Consider the following 21,842-nt stretch of genomic DNA (forward strand, 5'->3'; position numbering starts at 1 on the left):
GGCTCTATGCTAGCACCTCTTATGGATTGTACGAGTGTCGTACGTCAACAATCTGCAAAGCGACCTTATTCAGTTCCCGACCGACTGGTCGCATAGGTTCTGAACTGTGCTTCATTTATAGTGGCCGCTCGATGTACACCCGGCATGTGGCGCCTTGCGCGGCGGATGATTTTTAATCCGTTCGGTTCGAGGCACGATGGAGTAGGGTTGTGGTCGAACCGATGAACCCAAGTGATTGAAAGGATATAGCCATGCTGGACTGGAAGAACCGCGCGGGCAGCGCGCCGGATCGTGCTGCCGAACCCACGTCGGCGACACGCAGCTACTTTGGTGGCCTGCTGTTCAGCCGCGCCCTGGGCACCCTGGTGGCCTTGTACCTGCTGGTGGCCGGTGCCCTGGGCTGGTACTGGAGCCAGGAACCGTCGCTGTTCCCCGTCCAGCAAGGCGCGCAAATTGCCGCCGAGAAGGAAGGCAAGCAGATGGTCGTGGGCTACACCACGGTGGAAACCCTCAAGACCGTGGCCGGCACCCTGCTGAACAAGCCGGGTGGCTATATCTCCAACGACCGTTTCCCGCCGGGCCTGTGGATGGACAACATGCCGAGCTGGGAATACGGCGTGCTGGTGCAGGTCCGTGACCTGACCCGGGCCCTGCGCAAGGACTTCGCCCGTTCCCAGTCGCAGTCCGCCGAGGACGCCGACCTGGCCAAGGCCGAGCCACGCTTCAACTTCGACAACAAGAGCTGGGTGCTGCCGTCCAGCGAGTCCGAGTACCAGGAAGGCATCAACTCCCTGAGCCGCTACCAGGCACGCCTGTCCGATCCGAACCAGAAGAGCGCGCTGTTCTACGCCCGTGCCGACAACCTGAACAACTGGCTGGGTGATGTCGGGACCCGCCTGGGTTCGTTGTCCCAGCGCCTGTCGGCCAGCGTCGGCCGGGTCAAGCTCAACACTGCGCTGAAAACCGAAACCCCGGCGCCGGGCCAGTCGCCGCAGGTCGACGAGGAGGTGGTGGAAACCCCTTGGATGCAGATCGACAACGTGTTCTATGAAGCACGCGGCCAGGCCTGGGCCCTGTCGCACCTGCTGCGTGCCATCGAGGTCGACTTCGCTGACGTGCTGGCCAAGAAGAACGCCACCGTCAGCGTGCGCCAGATCATCCGTGAACTGGAAGCGTCCCAGGAGCCGGTCTGGAGCCCGATGATTCTCAACGGCAGCGGCTTCGGCGTGCTGGCCAACCACTCGCTGGTCATGGCCAACTATATTTCCCGCGCCAACGCGGCTGTCATCGACTTGCGTCAATTGCTCAATCAGGGTTGATTCATGGTGGTTACCTCCAATGAGGCCGCGCATCGCGCGGCCTCCGATGCCGAACAAGTCGCCTGGGTCGATGGCGAAGACCAATTGCTGGGCACGCTGGCCCGCTCGGAGTTGCGCGAGCGCGGCCTGATCGGGCGCGGCACCTATATCCTGCTGTTCAATTCCGCCGGTGAGCTGTGCGTGCATCGGCGCACCCTGAGCAAGGCCATTTATCCCGGTTATTGGGACGTGGCCGCGGGCGGCATGGTGCTGGCCGTCGAAAGCTACGCCGAGTCGGCGGCCCGGGAGCTGGAGGAAGAATTGGGCGTGAGCGGGGTGGAATTGACCGCCCATGACCATTTCTTTTTCGAAGACACCGACAATCGTCTCTGGTGTTCGGCCTTTTCGGCGGTCTGGGACGGGCCCCTGCGCTTGCAGCCGGAAGAGGTGCTGGAAGCGCGCTTCATTGCGATCGACGAAGTGATGCGGGAAATCACCGAAAAGCCCTATTGCCCGGACTCCCTGGCAGCCTTGCAGCGCTATCTGGCGCGGCGTCGTTAAAGTTGTATAAATTGGCGCGGTTAGGCTCTTAGCAAGTCGGCTTTTTGCCGTTACACTGCGCGACCTTTTTCAAGCTGAGCCGGCTTGCTTTTGTAGGAGCGAGCTTGCTCGCGAAGAACGCAAGGATGATGGGTGCTATCTGAAAGCACGCGTTATCGCTGACGTCCATCGCGAGCAAGCTCGCTCCTACAAGGTGTACCGGCCCAGTAGCGCTGCCCCTGCCTGAGTGGGGCTTCGCGGTCGATGGCACAGGCCATGTGCTTCGACCAGTCTTTGTCCTCCCAAGAGGATTGCCGGTGGCCAAAAAAGCCGCATCCTTCGCCGCCCTTGGTGGCCTGGTATTTTCCACCGACGCAGGTCGACATTGCCCGGACTGTAGCCAGCCGGTGGCAGCCTGCATCTGCAAACAAACCGTTATCCCTGCCGGCGACGGCATCGCTCGCGTGCGTCGCGAAAGCAAGGGCCGTGGCGGCAAGACGGTGACCACCATCACCGGCGTGCCGTTGGCCGAAGACGCGCTCAAGGAACTGGCGACCACGTTGAAGAAACGTTGTGGCACCGGTGGCGCGCTGAAAGACGGCGTCATCGAGATCCAGGGCGATCATGTCGAGCTACTCTTGGCAGAGCTGATCAAGCACGGTTTCAAGGCGAAGAAGTCCGGCGGCTAGCAGCCTCTGTGAAAACCACCCCCGACTTGATGCAGCCCTGATCCGATTCAGGCTTGCCGTCGTCTTCATGGTTTTCACAGAGCCTGTTCATGACCGGTTTCTAAACTCAGCGCTGTAACCGAGGTCTATGTCCTCGTTGCAGGCTAATCGTCATTTTCATTCTTTAGACTGCGCCAGCCCCGGACCGGGGTGGCGCTCTATGACTTCTTTATAGGGGACTTCGATGTCCGTACGACGCACACGCAAAGACGATGGCAGCCAATGGACAGTTGCGGACAGCCGCAGTGTTTATGGGATTCGCCATTGGGGGGCCGGGTATTTCGCGATCAATGACGCCGGTCGCGTCGAAGTTCGTCCGAACGGCCCGAACAGCTCGCCCATCGACCTGTTCGAACAAGTCGAGGAGCTGCGCAAGAGCGGCTTGTCCCTGCCGCTGCTGGTGCGCTTCCCGGATATCCTGCAGGACCGCGTGCGCCAGCTGACCGGTGCCTTCGACGCCAACATCGAACGCCTGGAATACCAGAGCAAGTACACCGCGCTGTACCCGATCAAGGTCAACCAGCAGGAAGCGGTGATCGAGAACATCATCGCCACCCAGAACGTCTCCATCGGCCTGGAAGCCGGCTCCAAGCCCGAGCTGCTGGCGGTGCTGGCGCTGGCGCCGAAAGGCGGCACCATCGTCTGCAACGGTTACAAGGACCGTGAGTTCATCCGCCTGGCGCTGATGGGCCAGAAGCTGGGCCACAACGTGTTCATCGTGATCGAGAAAGAATCCGAAGTGGGCCTGGTGATCGAAGAGGCCGCCTCGCTCAAGGTCAAGCCGCAGGTTGGCCTGCGCGTGCGCCTGTCGTCCCTGGCGTCGAGCAAGTGGGCCGACACCGGTGGCGAGAAATCCAAGTTCGGCTTGTCGGCGGCGCAGCTGCTGTCGGTGGTCGAGCGTTTCCGTGGCGCCGGCCTGGACCAGGGCATCCGCCTGCTGCACTTCCACATGGGCTCGCAGATCGCCAACCTGGCGGACTACCAGCACGGTTTCAAGGAAGCCATCCGTTACTACGGCGAGCTGCGCAACCTCGGCCTGCCGGTGGATCACATCGACGTCGGCGGCGGCCTGGGCGTGGACTACGACGGTACCCACTCGCGCAACGCCAGTTCGATCAACTACGACATGGACGACTACGCCGGTGTCGTGGTCGGCATGCTCAAGGAGTTCTGCGACGCGCAGAGCCTGCCGCATCCGCACATCTTCTCCGAAAGCGGCCGTTCGCTGACCGCGCACCACGCCATGCTGGTGGTGCAGGTGACCGACGTCGAGAAACACAACGACGACGTGCCGCTGATCGAGAACAAGGAAAGCCTGCCGGAAACCGTGCAATGGCTGGTGGATCTGCTGGGCCCGACCGATATCGAGATGGTCACCGAAACCTACTGGCGCGCCACCCACTACATGAGCGACGTGGCCGCCCAGTACGCCGACGGCAAGCTGACCCTGGCCGAGAAAGCCCTGGCCGAGCAGTGCTACTTCGCCGTGTGCCGGCGCCTGCACAACTCGCTGAAGGCGCGCCAGCGCTCGCACCGCCAGGTACTGGACGAACTCAACGACAAGCTGGCCGACAAGTACATCTGCAACTTCTCGGTGTTCCAGAGCCTGCCGGACACCTGGGCCATCGACCAGGTCCTGCCGATCATCCCCTGCATCGCCTGGACGAAGAGCCGCTGCGCCGCGCCGTGCTGCAAGACCTGACCTGTGACTCCGACGGCAAGATCAACCAGTACGTCGACGAGCAGAGCATCGAGACCAGCCTGCCGGTGCATGGCCTGAACGAGGGTGAGGACTATCTGCTGGGCGTGTTCCTGGTCGGTGCCTACCAGGAGATCCTCGGCGACATGCACAACCTGTTCGGCGATACCGACTCGGTGAACATCTACCAGAACCCGAACGGCACCGTGTACCACGCCGGGATCGAGACCCATGACACCATCGAAGACATGTTGCGTTACGTGCACTTGTCGCCGGAGGAGTTGATGACTCATTACCGCGACAAGGTGGCTAGCGCGAAGATCAGCGCCAGCGAGCGTACCCAGTTCCTCGACGCCCTGCGTCTGGGCCTGACCCGCTCGTCGTACCTGTCTTCCTGAGGTTTCGACGGCTCAAGAAAAACCACCGCTTGCGGTGGTTTTTTTATGCGCGCCGCAAAGCTCAGCGGGCCGGGCTGAACCAGCCGTCGTGCCGGCGCAGCCCGAGGGCGAAGGCCAGCAGGGTCAGGCTGCGCACCAGCATGAACAGCAGGAAGGTCAGCCACAGGCCGTGGTTGCCCAGGCCCTGCAAGGCCCAGGCGCAGGGCAGGGTGATGAGCACGCTGAGCAGCATGCCGTTGCGCATTTCCCGGGCGCGGGTGGCGCCGATGAACAGGCCGTCCAGCAGGTAGCTCCAGACCGCGATCAACGGCAGGGCGGCGAGGTAGGGCAGGTAGGTGAAGGCGGTCTGCCGCACTTCGGCGATGTCGGTCTGCATCTCGATGAACAGGTGCCCGGCGCACAGGAACAGCACGGCAAAACCGATGCTGGCCAGCAGCGACCAGCCGCCGGCCACCACCAGCGAGCGGCGCAGCGCCAGGCGATCGCGGGCGCCGATGGCGTGGCCGCACAGGGCTTCCACCGCATGGGCCAGGCCGTCCAGGGCGTGGGCGGTCAGCAGCAGGCCGTTGAGCAGCAGCGCGTTGGCGGCCACGGTCGCGTCCCCCAGGCGCGCGCCTTGCACGGTGATCAGGAAGAACACCGATTGCAGCGCCAGGCTGCGGATGAAGATGTCGCGGTTGACCGCCAGCAACGGCCGCCAACTGGCCCAGCGCTGCAACGCCGCCCAGGCAATCCGCCCTGGATAGGCGCGCAGGGCTGGGCGGGTCATGGCCAGGCCGATCAGCGCACCGGTCCATTCGGCGATCACCGAGGCCCTGGCCGAGCCGGCCACGCCCCAGTCCAGGCCCAGCACGAACCACAGGTTGAGGGCGATGTTGATCAGGTTGGTGCTCAGCAGGATCGCCAGCGGCGCCCGGGCGTTCTGGGTGCCGAGGAACCAGCCGACCAGGGCCATGCTGGCCAGCGCCGCCGGCAGCCCGAGCAAGCGGGTATGGAAGAAGGTGCGGGTCATTTCGTCCAGCTCGGCCGAAGGCTGCATCAGCTGCAAGGCCGCGCCGCTCAGCGGCACGCCTATGGCGCCCAGCAGCAGGGCCAGACCCATGGCCAGCAGCAGGCCTTGCACCAGGATCTGCCGCAGCGCCGCACCGTCGGCGCGCCCGGCGGCCTGGGCGGCAAAGCCGGTGGCGCCCATGCGCAGAAAGCCCATGGCCCAGGCCAGGAAGGTATAGAGGCTGGCGCCGACCGCCACCGCGCCGAGCTGGTGGGCATGGGGCAAATGGCCGATGACGGTGCTGTCGACCAGCGCCACCAGCGGCACGGAAATATTGGAAAGAATCATCGGCGCGGCCAGCGCCCACACCCGAGCATGGGTCGGACGGTGGCGCCAGGCAGAAATCAGGCTGGACATGCAGGCTCCTTGAGAGCGGGCATTGTAGCCGCTTGCCCGCCCGGCCATGCCATCCCGATCACGGCCCGAATCCTACAAAGACGCTGCGGGTGATAGGCCCTCTGTCGATCAATGTGCGCTGCGCCACAGCCAGCCGGACGGCGGTGAGATATAGTTCAACCCTTCGATACTCCTGCCAATGAGTGCCCCATGTTTAACAAAGGATTGTTCCTGGCCTGTGCGCTGGCCTTGCTGAGCGCTTGCGATTCCTCGACCTCCGACAAGGCGGCGACCCCTTCGGCTCCGACAGCGGCAGTGCCCGCGGCCAAGGCCCGGCCCGTGCAGGATGTCGCTGTCCTCAAGCAACGCTACGCCGGTCGCGAGTTGAACGTGGTGGACGTGTCCGAGGTGCAACTCGACGGGGCCAGCACCCTGTCGGTGAGTTTCTCGGTGCCCCTGGACCCGCAGCAGAAGTTCGCCGACAAGCTGCATCTGGTGGACAGCAAGAGCGGCAAGGTCGACGGCGCCTGGGAGCTGTCGGACAACTTCATGGAGCTGCGCCTGCGCCACCTCGAGCCGCAGCGCAAACTGGTGCTGACCGTCGACGCCGGGCTGCGCGGGGTGAACGACGCGACCCTGGCCGCCGAATACGTCAGCCGCCTGGAAACCCGCGACCTGCAGGCCACGGTCGGGTTCGCCAGCCGCGGCACCCTGTTGCCGACCCGCCTCGCCGAAGGCCTGCCGGTGATTGCGCTGAACGTCGACAAGGTCGACGTCGAGTTCTTCCGTATCAAGCCCGAATCGCTGCCGATGTTCCTCGCCCAATGGGGGCGCAATAACAGCCTGCACAGTTACGAGTCCCGGGAACTGCTGCCGATGGCCGACCTGGTGTATGGCGGCCGCTTCGACCTCAATCCGGCGCGCAATACCCGGGAAACCCTGCTGCTGCCGATCGCCGGGCTCAAGCCGCTGCAACAGCCGGGCGTGTACCTGGCGGTGATGCGTGCCTCGGGCACCTACAACTATTCGCAACCGGCAACCCTGTTCACCCTCAGCGACATCGGCCTGTCGGTGCACCGTTACCAGAACCGCCTGGATGTCTTCACCCAGGCCCTGGAAGGCGGCAAGGCGCTGGACGGCGTCAGCCTGGAGCTCTTGGATGGCGATGGCCGCGTGCTTGGCCAGGGCAAGACCGAGAAGGGCGGCCATGCCGAGTTGCCGCTGCCGAAGAAAGCTGAAGTGCTGCTGGCCCACCAGGGCGAGCAGACCAGCCTGCTGCGCTTGAACGGCGCCGCCCTGGACCTGGCCGAATTCAATATCGGCGGCCCCCAGCCCCATCCGTTGCAGTTCTTCGTGTTCGGCCCCCGCGACCTGTATCGCCCGGGCGAAACCGTGCTGCTCAACGCGCTGCTGCGGGACAAGGACGGCAATGCGGTCAAGCCGCAGCCGGTGAGTGTCGAAGTGCGCCGGCCGGATGAGCAGGTCAGCCGCAAGTTCGTCTGGGACGCCGATGCCTCGGGGCTCTATCAGTACCAGTTGCAACTGGCCGGCGAAGCGCCGACCGGGCGCTGGCAACTGGTGTTCGACCTCGGCGACGGCAAGCCGCAACTGTACGAATTCCTCGTGGAAGACTTTCTGCCCGAGCGCCTGGCGCTGGAACTCAAGGGCAGCGACACACCGCTCAAACCGGACGAGACCGTCGAGATCAGTGTCAACGGCCGTTACCTGTATGGCGCCCCGGCCGCCGGCAATCGCTTGAGCGGCCAGATCTATGTGCGGCCGCTGCGCGAGGCGGTCAAGGCCTTGCCGGGCTACCAGTTCGGCTCGGTCACCGAAGAAGAGCTGAGCCAGGACCTGGAGATAGAGGAGTCGACGCTGGATGAAAACGGCGAAGAACTGATCACCCTGGAAAGCAAATGGGCCGAGGCCCGTTCGCCGCTGCAACTGATCGTCCAGGGCAGCCTGCAGGAGTCGGGCGGTCGCCCGATCACCCGGCGGGTGGTGCTGCCGGTATGGCCGGCGGACAGGTTGCCGGGGCTGCGCGCGCTGTTCGACGGTGCGGAAACCGACGGCGACGGCCCGGCCGAGTTCGAACTGCTGGTGGCCAACAATGAAGGCCAGAAGCTGGCGGCGGACAACCTCAAGGTGCGCCTGGTGCGCGAGCGCCGCGACTACTACTGGAACTACTCGGAAAGCGACGGCTGGAGTTATCACTTCAACGAGAAATTCCTCACCCAGGACGAACAGGTCCTGAGCATCAAGGCTGGCGATACCGCGAAGGTCAGCTTCCCGGTGGAGTGGGGCCCTTATCGCGTCGAGGTCGAAGACCCGCAGACCGGGCTGGTCAGCAGCCTGCGTTTCTGGGCCGGCTACCGTTCCCAGGACAACGCCGAAGGCGGCGCGGTGCGCCCCGACCAGGTCAAGCTGGCGCTGGACAAACCGCTGTATGGCGACGACGACACCGCCAATGTCACGGTGACCCCGCCGGCCGCCGGCAAGGGCTACCTGCTGGTGGAGTCCAGCGACGGTCCGTTGTGGTGGCAGGAAATCGACGTACCGGCCGAAGGCAAGAGCTATGCGATCAAGCTCGATCCGAAATGGGCGCGCCACGACCTGTACGTCAGTGCACTGGTGATCCGCCCCGGCGAGCGCAAGGCCAACATCACCCCGAAACGCGCGGTGGGCGTGTTGCACCTGCCCCTGGATCGTACCCAGCGCAAGCTCGGCCTGACCCTGACGGCGCCGGAAAAAATGCGCCCCAAACAGCCGCTCAAGGTGAAGATCCAGGCCAGGAACGCCGATGGCAGCGTGCCGAAACAGGCCCATGTGCTGCTGGCGGCGGTGGACGTGGGCATCCTCAACATCACCGAATACCCGACCCCGGACCCGTACTCCAGCCTGTTCGGGCGCAAGGCCTATGGCGCCGACCAGCTGGATATCTACGGCCAGTTGATCGAAGCCGGCCAGGGCCGCCTGGCCAGCCTGGCCTTCGGTGGCGACGCGGCGCTGGCCAAGGGCGGCAAGCGTCCGGACACCAGCGTCACCATCGTCGCCTTGCAAAGCGCGCCGGTGACACTGAACGAGCAGGGTGAAGGCGAAGTCAGCGTCGACATCCCCGACTTCAACGGCGAACTGCGCCTGATGGCCCAGGCCTGGACCGACGAGCGCTACGGCATGGCCGAAGGCAAGACGGTGATCGCCGCGCCGCTGATCGCCGAACTGTCGGCGCCGCGTTTCCTCGCCGGCGGCGACCAGACCACCCTGGCGCTGGACCTGTCCAACCTGTCGGGCAAGGCGCAGAAACTCGATGTGCAACTGAGCGCCGAAGGCCAGCTGGCGCTGGTCAACGAAACCCGTCAGAGCGTGCAACTGACCCAGGGCCAGCGCACCACGTTGCGGATTCCGGTGCGGGCGCTGGGCGGCTTCGGCCAGGGCAAGGTCAAGGTGCTGGTCAATGGCCTGGACCTTCCGGGCGAGAGCCTGCCACCGTTCAGCCGCGAATGGACCCTGGGGGTACGACCGGCTTACCCGGCGTTGCTCAGGCATTACCGCGCGGTACTCAAGGATCAGCCATGGAGCCTGCCGGAAGGCGAGCTGGCGGCATTCGAGCCGGCCGGGCGTGAGGCACTGTTGAGCCTGTCGAGCCGGCCGCCGCTGAACCTCGGCGAGCAGATCCGCGCACTCAAGGCCTACCCCTACGGCTGCCTGGAACAGACCACCAGCGGCCTGTACCCGGCGCTGTACGCCGATGCCGTCAGCCTGAAACGCCTGGGCCTGGAAGGCGAGCCGGATGCCGAGCGCAAGCGCAAGATCGAGCTGGGCATCGAACGCCTGCTGGGCATGCAGCGCTACAACGGCAGCTTCGGCCTGTGGGGCGCGGACGGCGAGGAGGAATACTGGCTGACCGCCTACGTCACCGACTTCCTGCTGCGGGCACGCGACCAGGGCTTCGCGGTGCCGGCCGAGGCGCTGAAGAAGGCCAACGAACGCCTGCTGCGTTACCTGCAGGAGCGCAACCTGATCGAGGTCAACTACAGCGAAAATGCCGAGCACACGCGCTTTGCCGTGCAGGCCTACGCCGGGTTGGTGCTGGCGCGCAGTCAGCAGGCGCCGCTGGGCGCGCTGCGCAGCCTGTTCGAACGGCGTACCGATGCGCGCTCCGGCCTGCCATTGGTACAGCTGGCCATCGCCTTGCAGAAAATGGGCGACCAGCCACGGGCCGAGCAGGCCTTGACCGCGGGCCTGGCGGCTTCGCGCAACAGCAAGGACTGGCTGGCCGACTACGGCAGCCCGCTACGGGATCAGGCGCTGATCCTGGCGCTGCTGGAAGAGCACGACCTGGCCAAGGGCAAGCGCGAGGAGCGGCTGTTCGAGCTGTCCGACCAACTGGCGGCCAGCCCGTACCTGTCGACCCAGGAGCGCAACTCGCTGTTCCTAGCCGGTCGTGGCCTGCTGGGCAAGCCGGAAGCCAACTGGACCGCGCAACTGAGCAGTGGCGCCGAAAGCCGCGAGCTGAACAACAGCCAGCCCGGCCTGAAGCTGGAAGGCGCGTTGCTGGCGTCGCCGTTGTCGATCAGCAATCAGGGCAGCGAGCCGGTGTACCAGCAACTGACCATTTCCGGTTATCCGCAGCATGCGCCGCTGGCCGGTGGCGAGAACCTGAGCATTCGGCGCGAATACCTGGGGATGAACGGCCAGCCACTGAACCTGCGGGCCCTGGGCAGCGGCGACCTGGTGCTGGTGCACCTGGCGGTCAGCGCCAAGCAACGGGTGCCGGATGCCCTGGTGGTGGACCTGCTGCCGGCCGGCCTGGAACTGGAAAACCAGAACCTGGCGCAGAGCGCCGCCAGCCTGGAAAACGCCAGCAGCCAGGTCAAGGAATGGCGCGAGTCGATGCAGAACGCCAGCCTCAAGCACCAGGAATTCCGCGATGACCGCTATGTGGCGGCGCTGAACCTGGACGGCTACGACAGCGTCACGCACCTGCTGTACCTGGCACGCGCAGTCACGCCCGGCACTTACCGTGTGCCGCCGCCGCAAGTGGAGTCGATGTACCGGCCGAACTGGCAGGCCGTGGGTGAAACCCTGCCGGAGATGGTGATCAAGGGGCGTTGAGAAGGGCGATCGCGGCAAGCGCGTTCCTTATGTAGGAGCGAGCTTGCTCGCGATACGACCGCGCAGCGGTCGTCTATCGGTCAGTGCACCACCCAGCTCAGCAGCCACAACCCCAGCAGCAGCCAGATGATGCCCATGACGATCGAGGCGCGCATGAAGGCGCGGACCGCCGAGTACAGCAGCATCAGCCCGACGATCAGGGTGATGATGCTGATGATCGAGGTGTCCATGCCCAGCGCCCGCGACAAGCCGTCGATAAAGTTGCCGCCGGCGTTGGTCAGGGCGTTGAACAGACCGCTGAGGCCATCGACGATAAACCGTATGACCGAGCCCAGCGCCTGGCCGAGCCATTCAAAAAAGCTTTCTACCTGCATGCGTGCATCCTGATGAAAAAGTTGGCGTGCTTGCCAGACCTGAGCCTTTGGCCATCAATCGCGCTGGCGAGTTCCGTTCCAAGCATAGAGGTTCGCGGGTTTGATTTTTCGATTAGTTGCATCGCGCCTGCGCAGTTTTTGGTGGCGAATATTTGGCCAGGCACAGTCGCCCGGCTTGCCATCGCCGCAACCAAGCGGTCGCCGAGGCTGGCGCATCCTGCGGACCGTGCTGGGCGGCCTGTTGCTGCTGTGGGCCGGGCTTTGGCTGGCCGACCGCATCTGGCCGCTGCCGCTGCCCAAGGATGACCTGGCGCGGGTGGTGCTGGCCGAGGATGGCACGCCACTGTGGCGCTTTGCCGATGCCAATGGCGTCTGGCGCTATCCGGTGCGCACCGACGAAGTCTCGCCCTATTACCTGGACGCGCTGCTGACCTACGAAGACCGCTGGTTCTACAGCCATCCCGGGGTCAACCCGATGGCGCTGGCGCGTGCCGCCTGGCAGAACCTCACGGGCGGGCGGGTGTTGTCCGGCGGCAGCACCCTGTCGATGCAGGTGGCGCGCCTGCTCGATCCCCACTCGCGAACCTGGCACGGCAAGCTGCGCCAGCTGTGGCGCACCGCGCAGCTGGAATGGCACCTGAGCAAGCAGCAGATCCTCACGCTCTACCTCAACCGCGCGCCGTTCGGCGGCACCTTGCAAGGGGTGGCCGCGGCCAGTTGGGCTTACCTGGGCAAGTCGCCGCAGCACCTGACCCACGCCGAAGCGGCGCTGCTGGCGGTACTGCCCCAGGCGCCGAGCCGGCTGCGCCCGGACCGGCATGCCGCGCGGGCACAAGTGGCCCGGGACAAGGTGCTGCAGCGCCTGGCGCAGTTCCAGGTCTGGCCGCAATCGGCGGTGGCCGAAGCCTTGCAGGAACCCCTGTTGCTGGCGCCGCGGCTGGAGCCGAGCCTGGCGCCCCTGCTGGCGCGCCGGCTGAATCGCCCGGACAGCCCGCCGCTGATCCGCACCACCCTGGACGCCAACCTGCAACGGCGCCTGGAAGACCTGCTTTTGGGCTGGCGCGCGCGCCTGCCGGAACACACCTCGGCGGCGATCCTGGTGGTCGAGGCGCAGACCATGGCCGTGCGCGCCTACCTGGGCTCGGTGGATATCAACGACGCCCGGCGCTTCGGCCATGTGGACATGATCAGCGCCATGCGTTCGCCGGGTTCGACCCTCAAGCCCTTCCTTTATGGCATGGCGCTGGATGCCGGGCTGATCCATTCCGAATCGCTGCTGCAGGACGTGCCACGGCGGTATGGCGACTACCGGCCGGGCAACTTCTCCATGGGCTTCAGCGGCGCGGTGTCGGCCAGCATCGCCCTGGCCACCTCGCTGAACCTGCCAGCGGTGCAACTGCTGGAAGCCTACGGGCCGAAACGGTTTGCCGCCGAGATGCGCATCGGCGGCATGCCGCTGACCCTGCCGGCGCTGGCGGAACCGAACCTGGCGCTGATTCTCGGCGGCGCCGGCAGCCGCCTGGAGGATCTGGTCAGCGGCTACAGCGCCTTCGCCCGTGGTGGCAAGAGCGCGAGCCTGCGCCTGCAACCGGACGATGTGTTGCGCGAGCGGCCGCTGCTGTCACCCGGTTCGGCGTGGATCGTGCGGCGCATTCTCAGCGGCCAGGCGCGCCCGGACCGCGACCCGCGAGCCGAGCTGGTACAGCGTCCGGTGCTGGCCTGGAAGACCGGCACCAGTTACGGCTTTCGCGACGCCTGGGCGATTGGCGTCGGGCCGCGCTACCTGATCGGCATCTGGATCGGCCGCCCGGACGGCACCCCGGTGCCGGGCCAGTTCGGCCTGGCTTCGGCAGCGCCGTTGATGCTGCAAGTGCACGATGTGCTGATCAACCGCGACAGCCAGCGCGGCATCAGCGCGCCGGTGCAGCCGGTGCCGATGAATGTCGGGGTGGCGGCGATCTGTTGGCCGCTGGGCCAGCCCATGAGCCGCAGCGATCCGAACTGCCGCCGCCAGCGTTTCGCCTGGACCCTGGACGGCACCACGCCGCCGACCTTGCAGGCGGCGGATCAACCCTTGGGCGTCGGCCTGCTGGAAAAAGTCTGGGTCAATGCCAAGGGCCTGCGGGTCGACGCCAAGTGCCCGGGGGCCGAGGTGCGGGATATCGCGCTGTGGCCGGCGCCGCTGGAGCCCTGGCTGCCGCGCATCGAACGGCGTGAAGCGCGCCTGCCGGCCAACGACTCGGGGTGCCCGGGGCCGGCCCTGGCGGCAGCGGCGCCGTTGTCCATCGTCGGCGTGCGCGAGGGCGATCGCTTGCGCCGCCCGGCGGCCAGCCAGGAACTGCTGCGGCTCAAGCTGTCGGCCCTGGGCGGCAGCGGCCGGCGCTGGTGGTTCGTCAACGGCGAGCCGCTGGGCGAGAGTGCCAACCAGGACAGCATCAACGCCAGCTTCGAACGGTTGGGGCCATATCAACTCAGCGTGCTGGACGAAGGCGGGCAGACGGCGCGGGTCGAGTTCAGCGTTATCGATTGAGGGGGCGGTGCGGGCCTTGCCTTCATCCGCCATCCCCCCGAAGCTATACGCCTTCAGGAGACCCCGATGAACCTAGACGAACTGACCCAACGCCTGCACGCCATTCGCGACCGCAATGACTGGCGGCCATTTCACAGCCCGAAGAACCTCGCCATGGCCGCCAGTGTGGAGATGGCCGAGCTGGTGGAAATCTTCCAGTGGCTGAGCGAAGACCAGTCGCGGCAACTGCCGGCCGACAAGCTGGCCCATGCCGGCCAGGAAGTCGGTGACATCGTGCTCTACCTGTTGCTGCTGTGCAGCGAACTGGGCCTGGACCTGGAGCAGGTGGTGCGCAGCAAGCTGGCCGACAGCGAACGGCGGTTCGGCTGATGAGCGACCGTCATTTCGACCAGCTGGCGACCCGCTTCGCCGAAAAGATCTACGGCGGCGCCAAGGGCGCGATCCGCCTGGCGGTGCTCCAGGCCGACCTGGCCGAAGCCTTGCCGGACCGCCCGCTGCGGGTGCTGGATATCGGCGCCGGGCTGGGGCATATGTCGCTGTGGCTGGCCCAGCGTGGCCATCAGGTGACCCTGGCCGAACCGGCCGAACCGATGCTCGAAGGCGCCCGCCAGCGCTTCGCCGAGGCCGGCCAACAGGCGACCTTTATCCAGGCGCCCTGGCAGGACCTGCTGGGCCAGCTCACCGAACCCTATGACCTGGTGCTGTGCCATGCGGTGCTGGAATGGCTGGCCGAGCCCCACGCGATCCTGCCGGTGCTGCATCAACTGACCACCCAGGACGGCTGGCTGTCGCTGGCGTTCTATAACCGCGATGCACTGATCTATCGCAACCTGCTCAAGGGCCACTTTCGCAAGATGCGCAAGAACGACATGGCCGGCGAGAAGCAGAGCCTGACCCCGCAACAGCCCCTCGATCCGCGGGAACTGGCGGCGCAACTCGACGGCTTGTGGCGGGTCGAAACCCAGAGCGGGGTGCGGGTTTTCCATGACTACATGCCGGTGGAATTCCAGGCCCGCGCCGAGTTGCTGGACCTGTTGGAAATGGAATTGGCCCATCGTCGTCACCCAAGCTTTGCCGGGCTTGGGCGTTACCTGCACTGGATTTGTCGTCCGGTCTGAGCGGAGCTCGAAATGAAACGCCACGCTGGTTTGCTTGTGCTGTGCCTGGGGCTGGCGGCCTGCCAGAGCCCCAACCCCTATGTCGCCAGTTCCAATCCACTGCCGCCGGCGCCGCCACAGGCGGCCGGGACCTTCGACCGCAGCGCCTACCCCGCGCCCCAGCGCGACTATGGGCGCTATCGCAGTTGGGCCTGGCGCAACGGGCGCCTGCCCAATGGCTCGGCCTGGGCCGATTCGGCGCAGGTCGCCGAGGCGGTCAGCAACGCTCTCGACCAGCGCGGCCTGCGCCCGCTGCACGACAACCGTCCGGCGGACCTGTGGGTCAGCGCCGACCTGCACCTGGAAAAACGCTTGCGCCAGGTGCAGGACGACTACGGCTACGGTTACGGCGGTTATGGCTACAACCGCTACGGCCCTGGTTATGGCATGTACAACACAGTGCCGGTGGTGCGTACCTACGAGGTGGAAGTCGTGGTGGTACGGGTCAACCTGTTCGACGGTCGCAGTGGCCAGCCGGTGTGGAGCGCCAGCGCGGAAACCTCGAGCCAGGGCAGCCTGAGCGAGCGCGCCGATGCGCTGCGCGAGGCTGTGGAAAAGGCCATGGCGGCGTATCCTCCTAGTTAGGCTCCGTACGAAGCTGCACGCTGGGCTGGGTTAAAGCAGGCTTGCCTGACCTTCGCTCGCCGACTTTCGTACAGACCCTAGCGACATCCCTTCAGGTGCATTTGCTCTTCTGGAGAAACATCATGTTCCGCCCTCTTGCTTTACTGGCCCTGGCCGCGCTGCTCAGCGCCTGCGCCGCCAACCAGGTCAACCATGACTTCGACGCCAGCCGCGACTTCGCGGCCTATCGCAGCTGGAGCTTCAAGGAACCCGCCCTGCAATACCGCCCAGACGATCCGCGGATCAAGAGCGACCTCACCGAGCAGCGCATCCGCCAGGCCGTCAGCGATCAGCTCGACCAGCGCGGCCTGCGTCCAGCCGCGGCGGGCAAAAAGGCCGATCTCAACGTCCAGACCTACCTGATCGTCGAGAACCGCCAGCAACAGGTCACCACCAATTACGGCGGCGGCTGGGGTGGCCCGTGGAATGGCTACTGGGGCGCGCCGATGTACAACGAAACCCGCAACATCACCTACAAGGTCGCCACCATCCAGATCGACCTGCTCGATGGCAAGGACGGCAAGCTGGTGTGGCGCGGCAGCGACGAGCAGATACTCAGCAGCACGCCGAACCCCGCCGATCGCAGCACGGCGATCAGGGAGACCGTCGGCCGGATCCTGGCGAACTATCCGCCCAGGTAAGTTGCTGCATTCCACCACGGGGCGAGGGCTGCACGGGCCCTTGCCCCATGCCCAAACACAGCGCTGGCAAGTCGCCAGCGTTGTATTCCAGCCTTGACTACACTCCTTTCACCCAGCGGAGGTTGCGCCCGGCGGTGCGCCGGCAAAGGAGTGCTCCATGTTTTCCCGCACGCAGTTTTCCGGACCGGCTCGGCAGCGTGGCGCTATTGGTCTGATAGGGGCGCTGGCGCTGAGCACGGCGGTGTTGTGCACCCTGGTGGTGGTCGACAGCGGGCGCCTGTACCTGGATCAGCGTGAGTTGCAGCGGGTGGCCGATAACGCCGCGCTGGAGGCGGTGGCGCGGGGTGGCAATTGCCTGGCGGGGGGCAGCGCGGCGGTATTTGCAAGAGAAAGCGCGGCGCGCAACGGCTTTGCGGTGGGAGACGACAGACCGCTGACAGCCACCTGTGGCTTGCTGCAGACCGGTGCCGACAACCTGCGCACCTTCAGCCCCAACGCCAGCCAGGCCAGCGCCATCCGAGTGGTGGTCAGTGAAGCGGTGCCCACCAGCATCGCCCTCGGCGTAACCAATCTGTTTTCCGACAATCCCGTCAGCACCACGACCTCGTTAAGTGCCACGGCGGTAGCGGCTCAACCCAAGCCACCGCTGGCGCAATTGACGATTCGCAGCACGCTGGTCGACCTCAATCTGTTGAACGGCACCCTCAGCGGCCTCGCGGGTAGCGCGATCAATGTCAGCCTGCTCGGTTGGCAGAGCCTGGTCGATACCGACATCAGCCTGCTCGGTTACCTGAAGCAGTTGGCCGTCGACCTGAATGTGAGCGCCGGAAACTACAGCGAACTGCTCGACGTTGACACCGACATTACCCAGCTGCTCCAGACCAGCATCAGCGTGGCCCAGAAGAACGGCGCCACCGCCGAGGTCCTGACGGCCCTGGGCAGCATCAAGGCTGCAGCCATCAATACGGCCCCGGTGAAACTGGGTGACCTGTTGAAGTTGCAGACCGGCACCGCGGACTCCGGGCTGGATGCCAGCGTCCAATTGCTGAGCCTGGTCGAGGCGTTCCTGCAACTGGCCAGCAGCCAGAGCGCCGCGGCCGTCGAGCTGCCGGTGAGTGTGTTGGGGCTGGCGGGCGTCACCACCCGGGTCAAGATCGTTTCACCTCCCGAGTTCGCCATTGGCAACCCGGAACTGGCCGCCGTCGACCCGCTGGGACCCAATCGCATCTATGTACGTACCGCTCAGGTGCGGGCGTTGCTGACGGTGGATCTCTCGCTGATCAACAGCGTGCTGCAGGCGGTGAATGCCCTGCTGTCGCCGGTGGTGGTCACGCTCAATACGGTGCTCAGTGCCAATCTCAGCTGTGTGCTCGGTGGCCCCTGTGTAAAGACTGACCTGCTGATCCTGCCGAACGGCGCGAACCTGGATGTCAGCCTCGAAGTGGCGGCCGGCGACAGTCATGTCACCGGCTATACCTGCGTCAGCGACAGCGACAACAGTCTTTCCGTCGACACCACCACCTCCGCGGTCAAGCTCAAGGTCGGTCGAGTGGACGCCAGCAACTGGGCGTCTTCGACCGCTCAAGTCAGCGTGAGCCCGTTGCCGCTGGTGGATATCGGCGCGAGGACCTGCCAGGGGCTGCTTGGCCCCTGTGGCGCGCGCGTCTCGTTTGCCGGCGGCGGCAGCGAGTTGATGATTGACACCTCGATTGCCGGCACCCACGAGCCGAATTTCACCTTCGTCAATCCGCCGAAAATGAAGCAGGAACTGGCGGACGACGATTGGCACAGCGTGACCGCCTCCAATGTGGTCAGCAGCCTGCGCGCGTCGCTGACCGGCATCACTCTGATTCAGCATCCGCCCAGCATCGGCAGCCTGCTCGGGGTGGTGCTCAATACCTTGCTATCGGCGTTGAACACCGCAGTCGGCCTGCTGGCCACGGCTATCGGCGCCTTGCTCGGCCCGTTGCTGGACCCATTGCTGAACAATGTCCTGGCGGTGTTGGGCATCGATCTGAGCAAGGTCGAGGTGGGCGCCAACCTCACCTGCGGCCAAACCGGCCGGGCCTATCTGGTGATCTGATCGCTCTGTACCAACGGCAGGTCGATGCAGAAGCAGGCGCCTTCGCCGGTATTGCTCACGCTCAGGCGCCCGCCCATGTTCTCGACTATGCCGTAGCTCACCGAGAGCCCCAGGCCGGTGCCCACGCCGACCGGCTTGGTGGTAAAGAACGGCTCGAAGATGCGCCCCAGCAGGCGCGGGTCGATGCCGCCGGCATTGTCTTCGACCAGCAGCCGCACCCGCTGCGGGTCATATTCGGCGCGTATGGCAATCCAGGGCCGCAAGTCCGGATCCTGCTCGCGCCGGCCGAGCAGCGCATCCCGGGCATTGACCAGCAGGTTGATCAAGACTTGCTCAAGCTGATCGACATGGCCCCGCACCTGCACGTTGAAGTCGATTGGCGCGACACGCAATTCAACGCCTTTGCCGCGCATGCCGTCGGCCAGCAGCGACAGGCAGCCTTCCACCGCCTGGGCCGGATCGAAAGGTTGTTGCTCGATCTCCGAGCTGCGGCCAAACACCCGCATATGGTCCACCACCCGACCGGCCCGCTGGACCTGGGCATCGATGCGCTTGAGCTTGTCCTGCAGGTAGTCGAGTTGCACGTCGCCGTTGTTCAGGCGCTTGAGCACGTTGACGATGGCCATGCGCATCACATTCAGCGGCTGGTTGATTTCATGGGCCAGCCCGGTGGCCATTTCGCCCAGGGTGGCCATCTTCGCGCTTTGCATGAGTTGCAGCTGGGAGCGCCGGACTTCGGTGTTGTCGCGGCCGACGGCCTGGATCTCCCGCAGGCGTCCTTGCTCGTCGAACACCCCGCGGTCGGACCAGACCCACCAGGCATGTTCGCGCCCCGGCAGTTGCAGGTTGATTTCCGCGGTGCTGACCGGGAATTCCGGGGTCAGCTGGCGGATGCGTTGCACGAAGGCGGCGTGTTGTTCGGCGGACAGCCAGTCGCCGAGGTTGGCTCCGGCCAGCTGTTCGGGCGGGCATTCCAGGTAGGTCGCCAGGGGCCGGTTGCCGAAGGTCAGGGTCAGGTCGGGCAGGTAGCGGCAGATCATCGCCGGGGAGTCTTCCACCAGGATCCGGTAACGCTCCTCGCTGAGTCGTATCTGCTCGGCGGCCAGGGTGGCGTCGGTGACGTCCAGCCACAGGCCGACGGCTTCGACCGGCATGCCCAGGTCGTCGCGCAGCAGCCTGGCCTCGTCGAGCACCCAGTGGTATTCGCCACGGCTGTCGAGCAGGCGGTAGCGGCTGCGCACCGCGCCTTCGCGCAGCAGTTGCCGGTTGCGCTCGAAGTAGCGGTCGCGGTCGTCGGCATGCACCCGTTCCGCCAGGGCGCCGTCGTTGCAGTCGTTCAGGGTCCAGCCGAGCAACGGCTGCAGGCTGTCGCTGAAAAACGTCGGCTGCAGCGCACCCTCGACATAGCGCTGGACATAGATCACTGCTGGCGAATGGGCGATCAGGTTGTCCAGCCGGGCGTGGGCCGCGGCCGCCTGCTGCTCCTGATTCTTGATGTCGCTGATGTCCAGCATGAAACCGACGAAGCGCTGGTTCTGGCCAATGCCCAGGGCTTGCCCCTGCAGGCGGTACCAGATGGCCGGCAACTGCGGGTCGGCCCGCTGCAACCGTACGCAGAGCAACAGCGGTTTGCCCTGTCGCAACTCTTGCAGGCGGCTGCTCAGTTCCTGGCGATCGGCGGGGTGGATCAGGGCCAGCCAGGCCTGCAGCGACAAGCGCCGGGTCTGGGGTTCCAGCAGCAGGTTGAGGGCCAGCTGCGGTGCCAGCTGGATCTCGTTGTCCTGCGCGAACAACTCCCACCAACCGGTGCCGAGCAAACCTTGCAAGGCCTCCAGGCGCTCCAACTGGTGATGGTGCTGTTGTTCGCGTAGGCGTCCGAGCAAGGGCCCGGCCAGGGCGGCACTCAATTGCAGCCAGTCCCGTTCGCTCAACTGCGGTGCCTGCTGGCGTACCGGGTAGAAGCCGCAGAGCAGCCAGGCCGCGACACCGTGATCGTCGCGAAAGGGCACGACAAAGCCCTCGCTGCTGCCGAACGCACGTTGCAGGCGCGGATGCTCGCCAAGGCCTTGAGTGAAGATCAGCGACTGCGGGGCATTGCCGTTCAGGCTGTCCAGCCCGGTGCCCAGGACCTGGCCCTTGTGCCACAGCTGCGGTGCATCGGCGGCCTGATACAGGCCATGGATGTACCAGCCCTGTTCCAGGTCGTCGAGCAGCGCCAGGGCGAGGCAGGGGATATGCCAGTGCTGGGCCAGGGCATGGAGTTGCTCATGCAGCACCTCGGGCAGGCGAAAGAGGCTGCACAGGCGCAGCTGTTCGCTGATCTGTGCGGCGAACTGCTGGCAGTCCTGGCGTTGCTGCGCCTGCTGGCGTTCCAGCAACAGGTCGCCGATGTCCAGCAGGTGCAGGAGCCAGCCTTGGGTGGACGGTTGCACCCAGCCGCGCAGGTGCAGGGTTTGCCCGCCGGCGCCATGGAAGTCCAGGTCGAGCACCTGTCCTTGCCAGTCGCCAGGGCTGCCTTCGACACTCAGCGCGCTGTGCGCCAGCAGGTAGCCCAGCAGCGGCGCCGGCCCTTCGGCGGCCGGCGGCTGGGCCAGGGCGTGGCGCAGCGGGCCGGTCATTTGCAGCACCTGGGCGTTGTGGTCCAGGTGCACCAGCAGGCCGACCCCGGGCGTGGCCAGGGGCGGCGCGAGAGGAAGCGCCTGGGGCGTCGTCCGGCCGAGAAAGCGCCCGAGGAGTTTGTCGCCCGAGCTCAAAATTGCAGACTCGACTGGGCGCTGAGGTTCGCGGGCAGTGCGGGCACGCTGCCCAGGCCCGGCAGCACCAGGAAGGGGATGACCTGTCTGAGCTTGTCGGTGGAGTAGTGGACACGGACCGTGAGCAGGCCACCCGCATAAGTCACGGTGGCATCGCTGGCGTTGTTGGCATTGAAGTTGAAGGCCTGTGGAATCCAGGTCAGTTGCTCGCGCAAGGTGTTCTTCGCGCGTGCTATCAGGGCGGCGTCATAGCCGGGCGTGGCGGGGTCCAGGGCGACGCTGCGCCGCACCGCTTCGGCAGTGGCCTTATTGAAGGACTGCACCATCAGAAGCGGCACGCTGTAGCTGACCAGGGCATAAAACACGGCGAAAAAAATGATGAAGACCATGGCGAACTCGATGGCCACGGCACCTTTTTGTTTTTCTGGCAGGTCGACTTTCACGGCGGCGTCTACCCTGACTGCTAGTAGGTCATGTCAGCATAGAATCATTCAGCCAGAAGGGATGTTTTTTAA

General features: G+C 65.5%; 14 protein-coding genes and 1 pseudogene. 11 read left to right on the forward strand and 4 right to left on the reverse strand.

What is annotated here, in order from left to right; genetic code table 11:
- The first annotated feature begins 251 nt into the window (after positions 1-251).
- From PMI20_RS06645 to speA, 4 genes and pseudogenes are all read left to right on the forward strand, one after another.
- On the forward strand, positions 252-1,319 hold the full coding sequence (locus PMI20_RS06645; protein WP_007921640.1) for a DUF2333 family protein: 1,068 nt from the start codon (positions 252-254) through the stop codon (positions 1,317-1,319).
- A 3-nt stretch (positions 1,320-1,322) separates the two neighbouring features.
- On the forward strand, positions 1,323-1,859 hold the full coding sequence (locus PMI20_RS06650) for an NUDIX hydrolase (RefSeq protein WP_007921639.1): 537 nt from the start codon (positions 1,323-1,325) through the stop codon (positions 1,857-1,859).
- A gap of 296 nt (positions 1,860-2,155) precedes the next feature.
- Positions 2,156-2,527: a translation initiation factor Sui1 gene (locus PMI20_RS06655; RefSeq protein WP_007921638.1), complete on the forward strand. Its 372-nt coding sequence runs from the start codon at positions 2,156-2,158 to the stop codon at positions 2,525-2,527.
- Between the two features lie 223 nt (positions 2,528-2,750).
- Positions 2,751-4,663, forward strand: a pseudogene (speA, locus tag PMI20_RS06660) (arginine decarboxylase).
- A 61-nt stretch (positions 4,664-4,724) separates the two neighbouring features.
- On the opposite strand, the gene PMI20_RS06665 reads toward speA, so the two are convergent.
- Positions 4,725-6,071, reverse strand: a complete 1,347-nt coding sequence (locus PMI20_RS06665) for an MATE family efflux transporter (protein WP_007921636.1) — start codon at positions 6,069-6,071, stop codon at positions 4,725-4,727.
- 189 nt (positions 6,072-6,260) lie between these two features.
- On the opposite strand from PMI20_RS06665, the gene PMI20_RS06670 reads away from it, so the two are divergent.
- Positions 6,261-11,165 (forward strand): alpha-2-macroglobulin family protein, encoded by a 4,905-nt coding sequence (locus PMI20_RS06670; protein WP_007921635.1) that lies wholly within the window; start codon positions 6,261-6,263, stop codon positions 11,163-11,165.
- Between the two features lie 80 nt (positions 11,166-11,245).
- Here the strand turns inward: PMI20_RS06670 and PMI20_RS06675 are convergent, their stop codons facing one another.
- On the reverse strand, positions 11,246-11,539 hold the full coding sequence (locus tag PMI20_RS06675; RefSeq protein WP_007921634.1) for a hypothetical protein: 294 nt from the start codon (positions 11,537-11,539) through the stop codon (positions 11,246-11,248).
- A gap of 217 nt (positions 11,540-11,756) precedes the next feature.
- On the opposite strand from PMI20_RS06675, the gene pbpC reads away from it, so the two are divergent.
- The 6 genes from pbpC to PMI20_RS06705 all read left to right on the forward strand — a co-directional run bounded on the left by pbpC (position 11,757) and on the right by PMI20_RS06705 (position 18,574).
- On the forward strand, positions 11,757-14,069 hold the full coding sequence (gene pbpC, locus PMI20_RS06680) for a peptidoglycan glycosyltransferase PbpC (RefSeq protein ID WP_284173343.1): 2,313 nt from the start codon (positions 11,757-11,759) through the stop codon (positions 14,067-14,069).
- Between the two features lie 66 nt (positions 14,070-14,135).
- Complete coding sequence (locus PMI20_RS06685; protein ID WP_007928682.1) at positions 14,136-14,438, forward strand: MazG-like family protein; 303 nt, start codon at positions 14,136-14,138, stop codon at positions 14,436-14,438.
- Positions 14,438-15,187, forward strand: coding sequence for a methyltransferase (locus tag PMI20_RS06690; protein ID WP_007928683.1), 750 nt, complete (start codon positions 14,438-14,440; stop codon positions 15,185-15,187). The genes PMI20_RS06685 and PMI20_RS06690 overlap by 1 nt, the downstream gene beginning before the upstream one ends.
- Positions 15,188-15,199: 12 nt before the next feature.
- On the forward strand, positions 15,200-15,811 hold the full coding sequence (locus PMI20_RS06695; RefSeq protein WP_007928684.1) for a DUF4136 domain-containing protein: 612 nt from the start codon (positions 15,200-15,202) through the stop codon (positions 15,809-15,811).
- Positions 15,812-15,933: 122 nt separating this feature from the next.
- Complete coding sequence (locus PMI20_RS06700; protein ID WP_007928685.1) at positions 15,934-16,491, forward strand: DUF4136 domain-containing protein; 558 nt, start codon at positions 15,934-15,936, stop codon at positions 16,489-16,491.
- Between the two features lie 157 nt (positions 16,492-16,648).
- Positions 16,649-18,574 carry a TadG family pilus assembly protein gene (locus PMI20_RS06705; protein ID WP_007928686.1) on the forward strand — a complete coding sequence of 642 codons (1,926 nt, stop codon included), beginning with the start codon at positions 16,649-16,651 and terminating at the stop codon, positions 18,572-18,574.
- Here the strand turns inward: PMI20_RS06705 and PMI20_RS06710 are convergent.
- Together PMI20_RS06710 and PMI20_RS06715 are read right to left on the reverse strand one after the other, a co-directional pair.
- On the reverse strand, positions 18,559-21,327 hold the full coding sequence (locus PMI20_RS06710; protein ID WP_007928688.1) for a PAS domain-containing sensor histidine kinase: 2,769 nt from the start codon (positions 21,325-21,327) through the stop codon (positions 18,559-18,561). The genes PMI20_RS06705 and PMI20_RS06710 overlap by 16 nt on opposite strands.
- Entirely contained in the window at positions 21,324-21,770 is a 447-nt protein-coding gene (locus tag PMI20_RS06715; protein WP_007928690.1) for a TadE/TadG family type IV pilus assembly protein, read from the reverse strand. Before PMI20_RS06715 ends, PMI20_RS06710 begins: the two co-directional genes overlap by 4 nt.
- Positions 21,771-21,842 lie beyond the last annotated feature (72 nt).

This window comes from Pseudomonas sp. GM17 (assembly GCF_000282175.2).
Classification (GTDB): domain Bacteria; phylum Pseudomonadota; class Gammaproteobacteria; order Pseudomonadales; family Pseudomonadaceae; genus Aquipseudomonas; species Aquipseudomonas chlororaphis.

Bases quoted from the DNA above. Each gene is read 5' to 3' on its own strand.
- PMI20_RS06645 (WP_007921640.1), top strand. From the start codon at position 252: ATGCTGGACTGGAAGAACCGCGCGGGCAGCGCGCCGGATCGTGCTGCC.
- PMI20_RS06650 (WP_007921639.1), top strand. From the start codon at position 1,323: ATGGTGGTTACCTCCAATGAGGCCGCGCATCGCGCGGCCTCCGATGCC.
- PMI20_RS06665 (WP_007921636.1), bottom strand. From the start codon at position 6,071: ATGTCCAGCCTGATTTCTGCCTGGCGCCACCGTCCGACCCATGCTCGG.
- PMI20_RS06670 (WP_007921635.1), top strand. From the start codon at position 6,261: ATGTTTAACAAAGGATTGTTCCTGGCCTGTGCGCTGGCCTTGCTGAGC.
- PMI20_RS06675 (WP_007921634.1), bottom strand. From the start codon at position 11,539: ATGCAGGTAGAAAGCTTTTTTGAATGGCTCGGCCAGGCGCTGGGCTCG.
- PMI20_RS06685 (WP_007928682.1), top strand. From the start codon at position 14,136: ATGAACCTAGACGAACTGACCCAACGCCTGCACGCCATTCGCGACCGC.
- PMI20_RS06690 (WP_007928683.1), top strand. From the start codon at position 14,438: ATGAGCGACCGTCATTTCGACCAGCTGGCGACCCGCTTCGCCGAAAAG.
- PMI20_RS06695 (WP_007928684.1), top strand. From the start codon at position 15,200: ATGAAACGCCACGCTGGTTTGCTTGTGCTGTGCCTGGGGCTGGCGGCC.
- PMI20_RS06700 (WP_007928685.1), top strand. From the start codon at position 15,934: ATGTTCCGCCCTCTTGCTTTACTGGCCCTGGCCGCGCTGCTCAGCGCC.
- PMI20_RS06705 (WP_007928686.1), top strand. From the start codon at position 16,649: ATGTTTTCCCGCACGCAGTTTTCCGGACCGGCTCGGCAGCGTGGCGCT.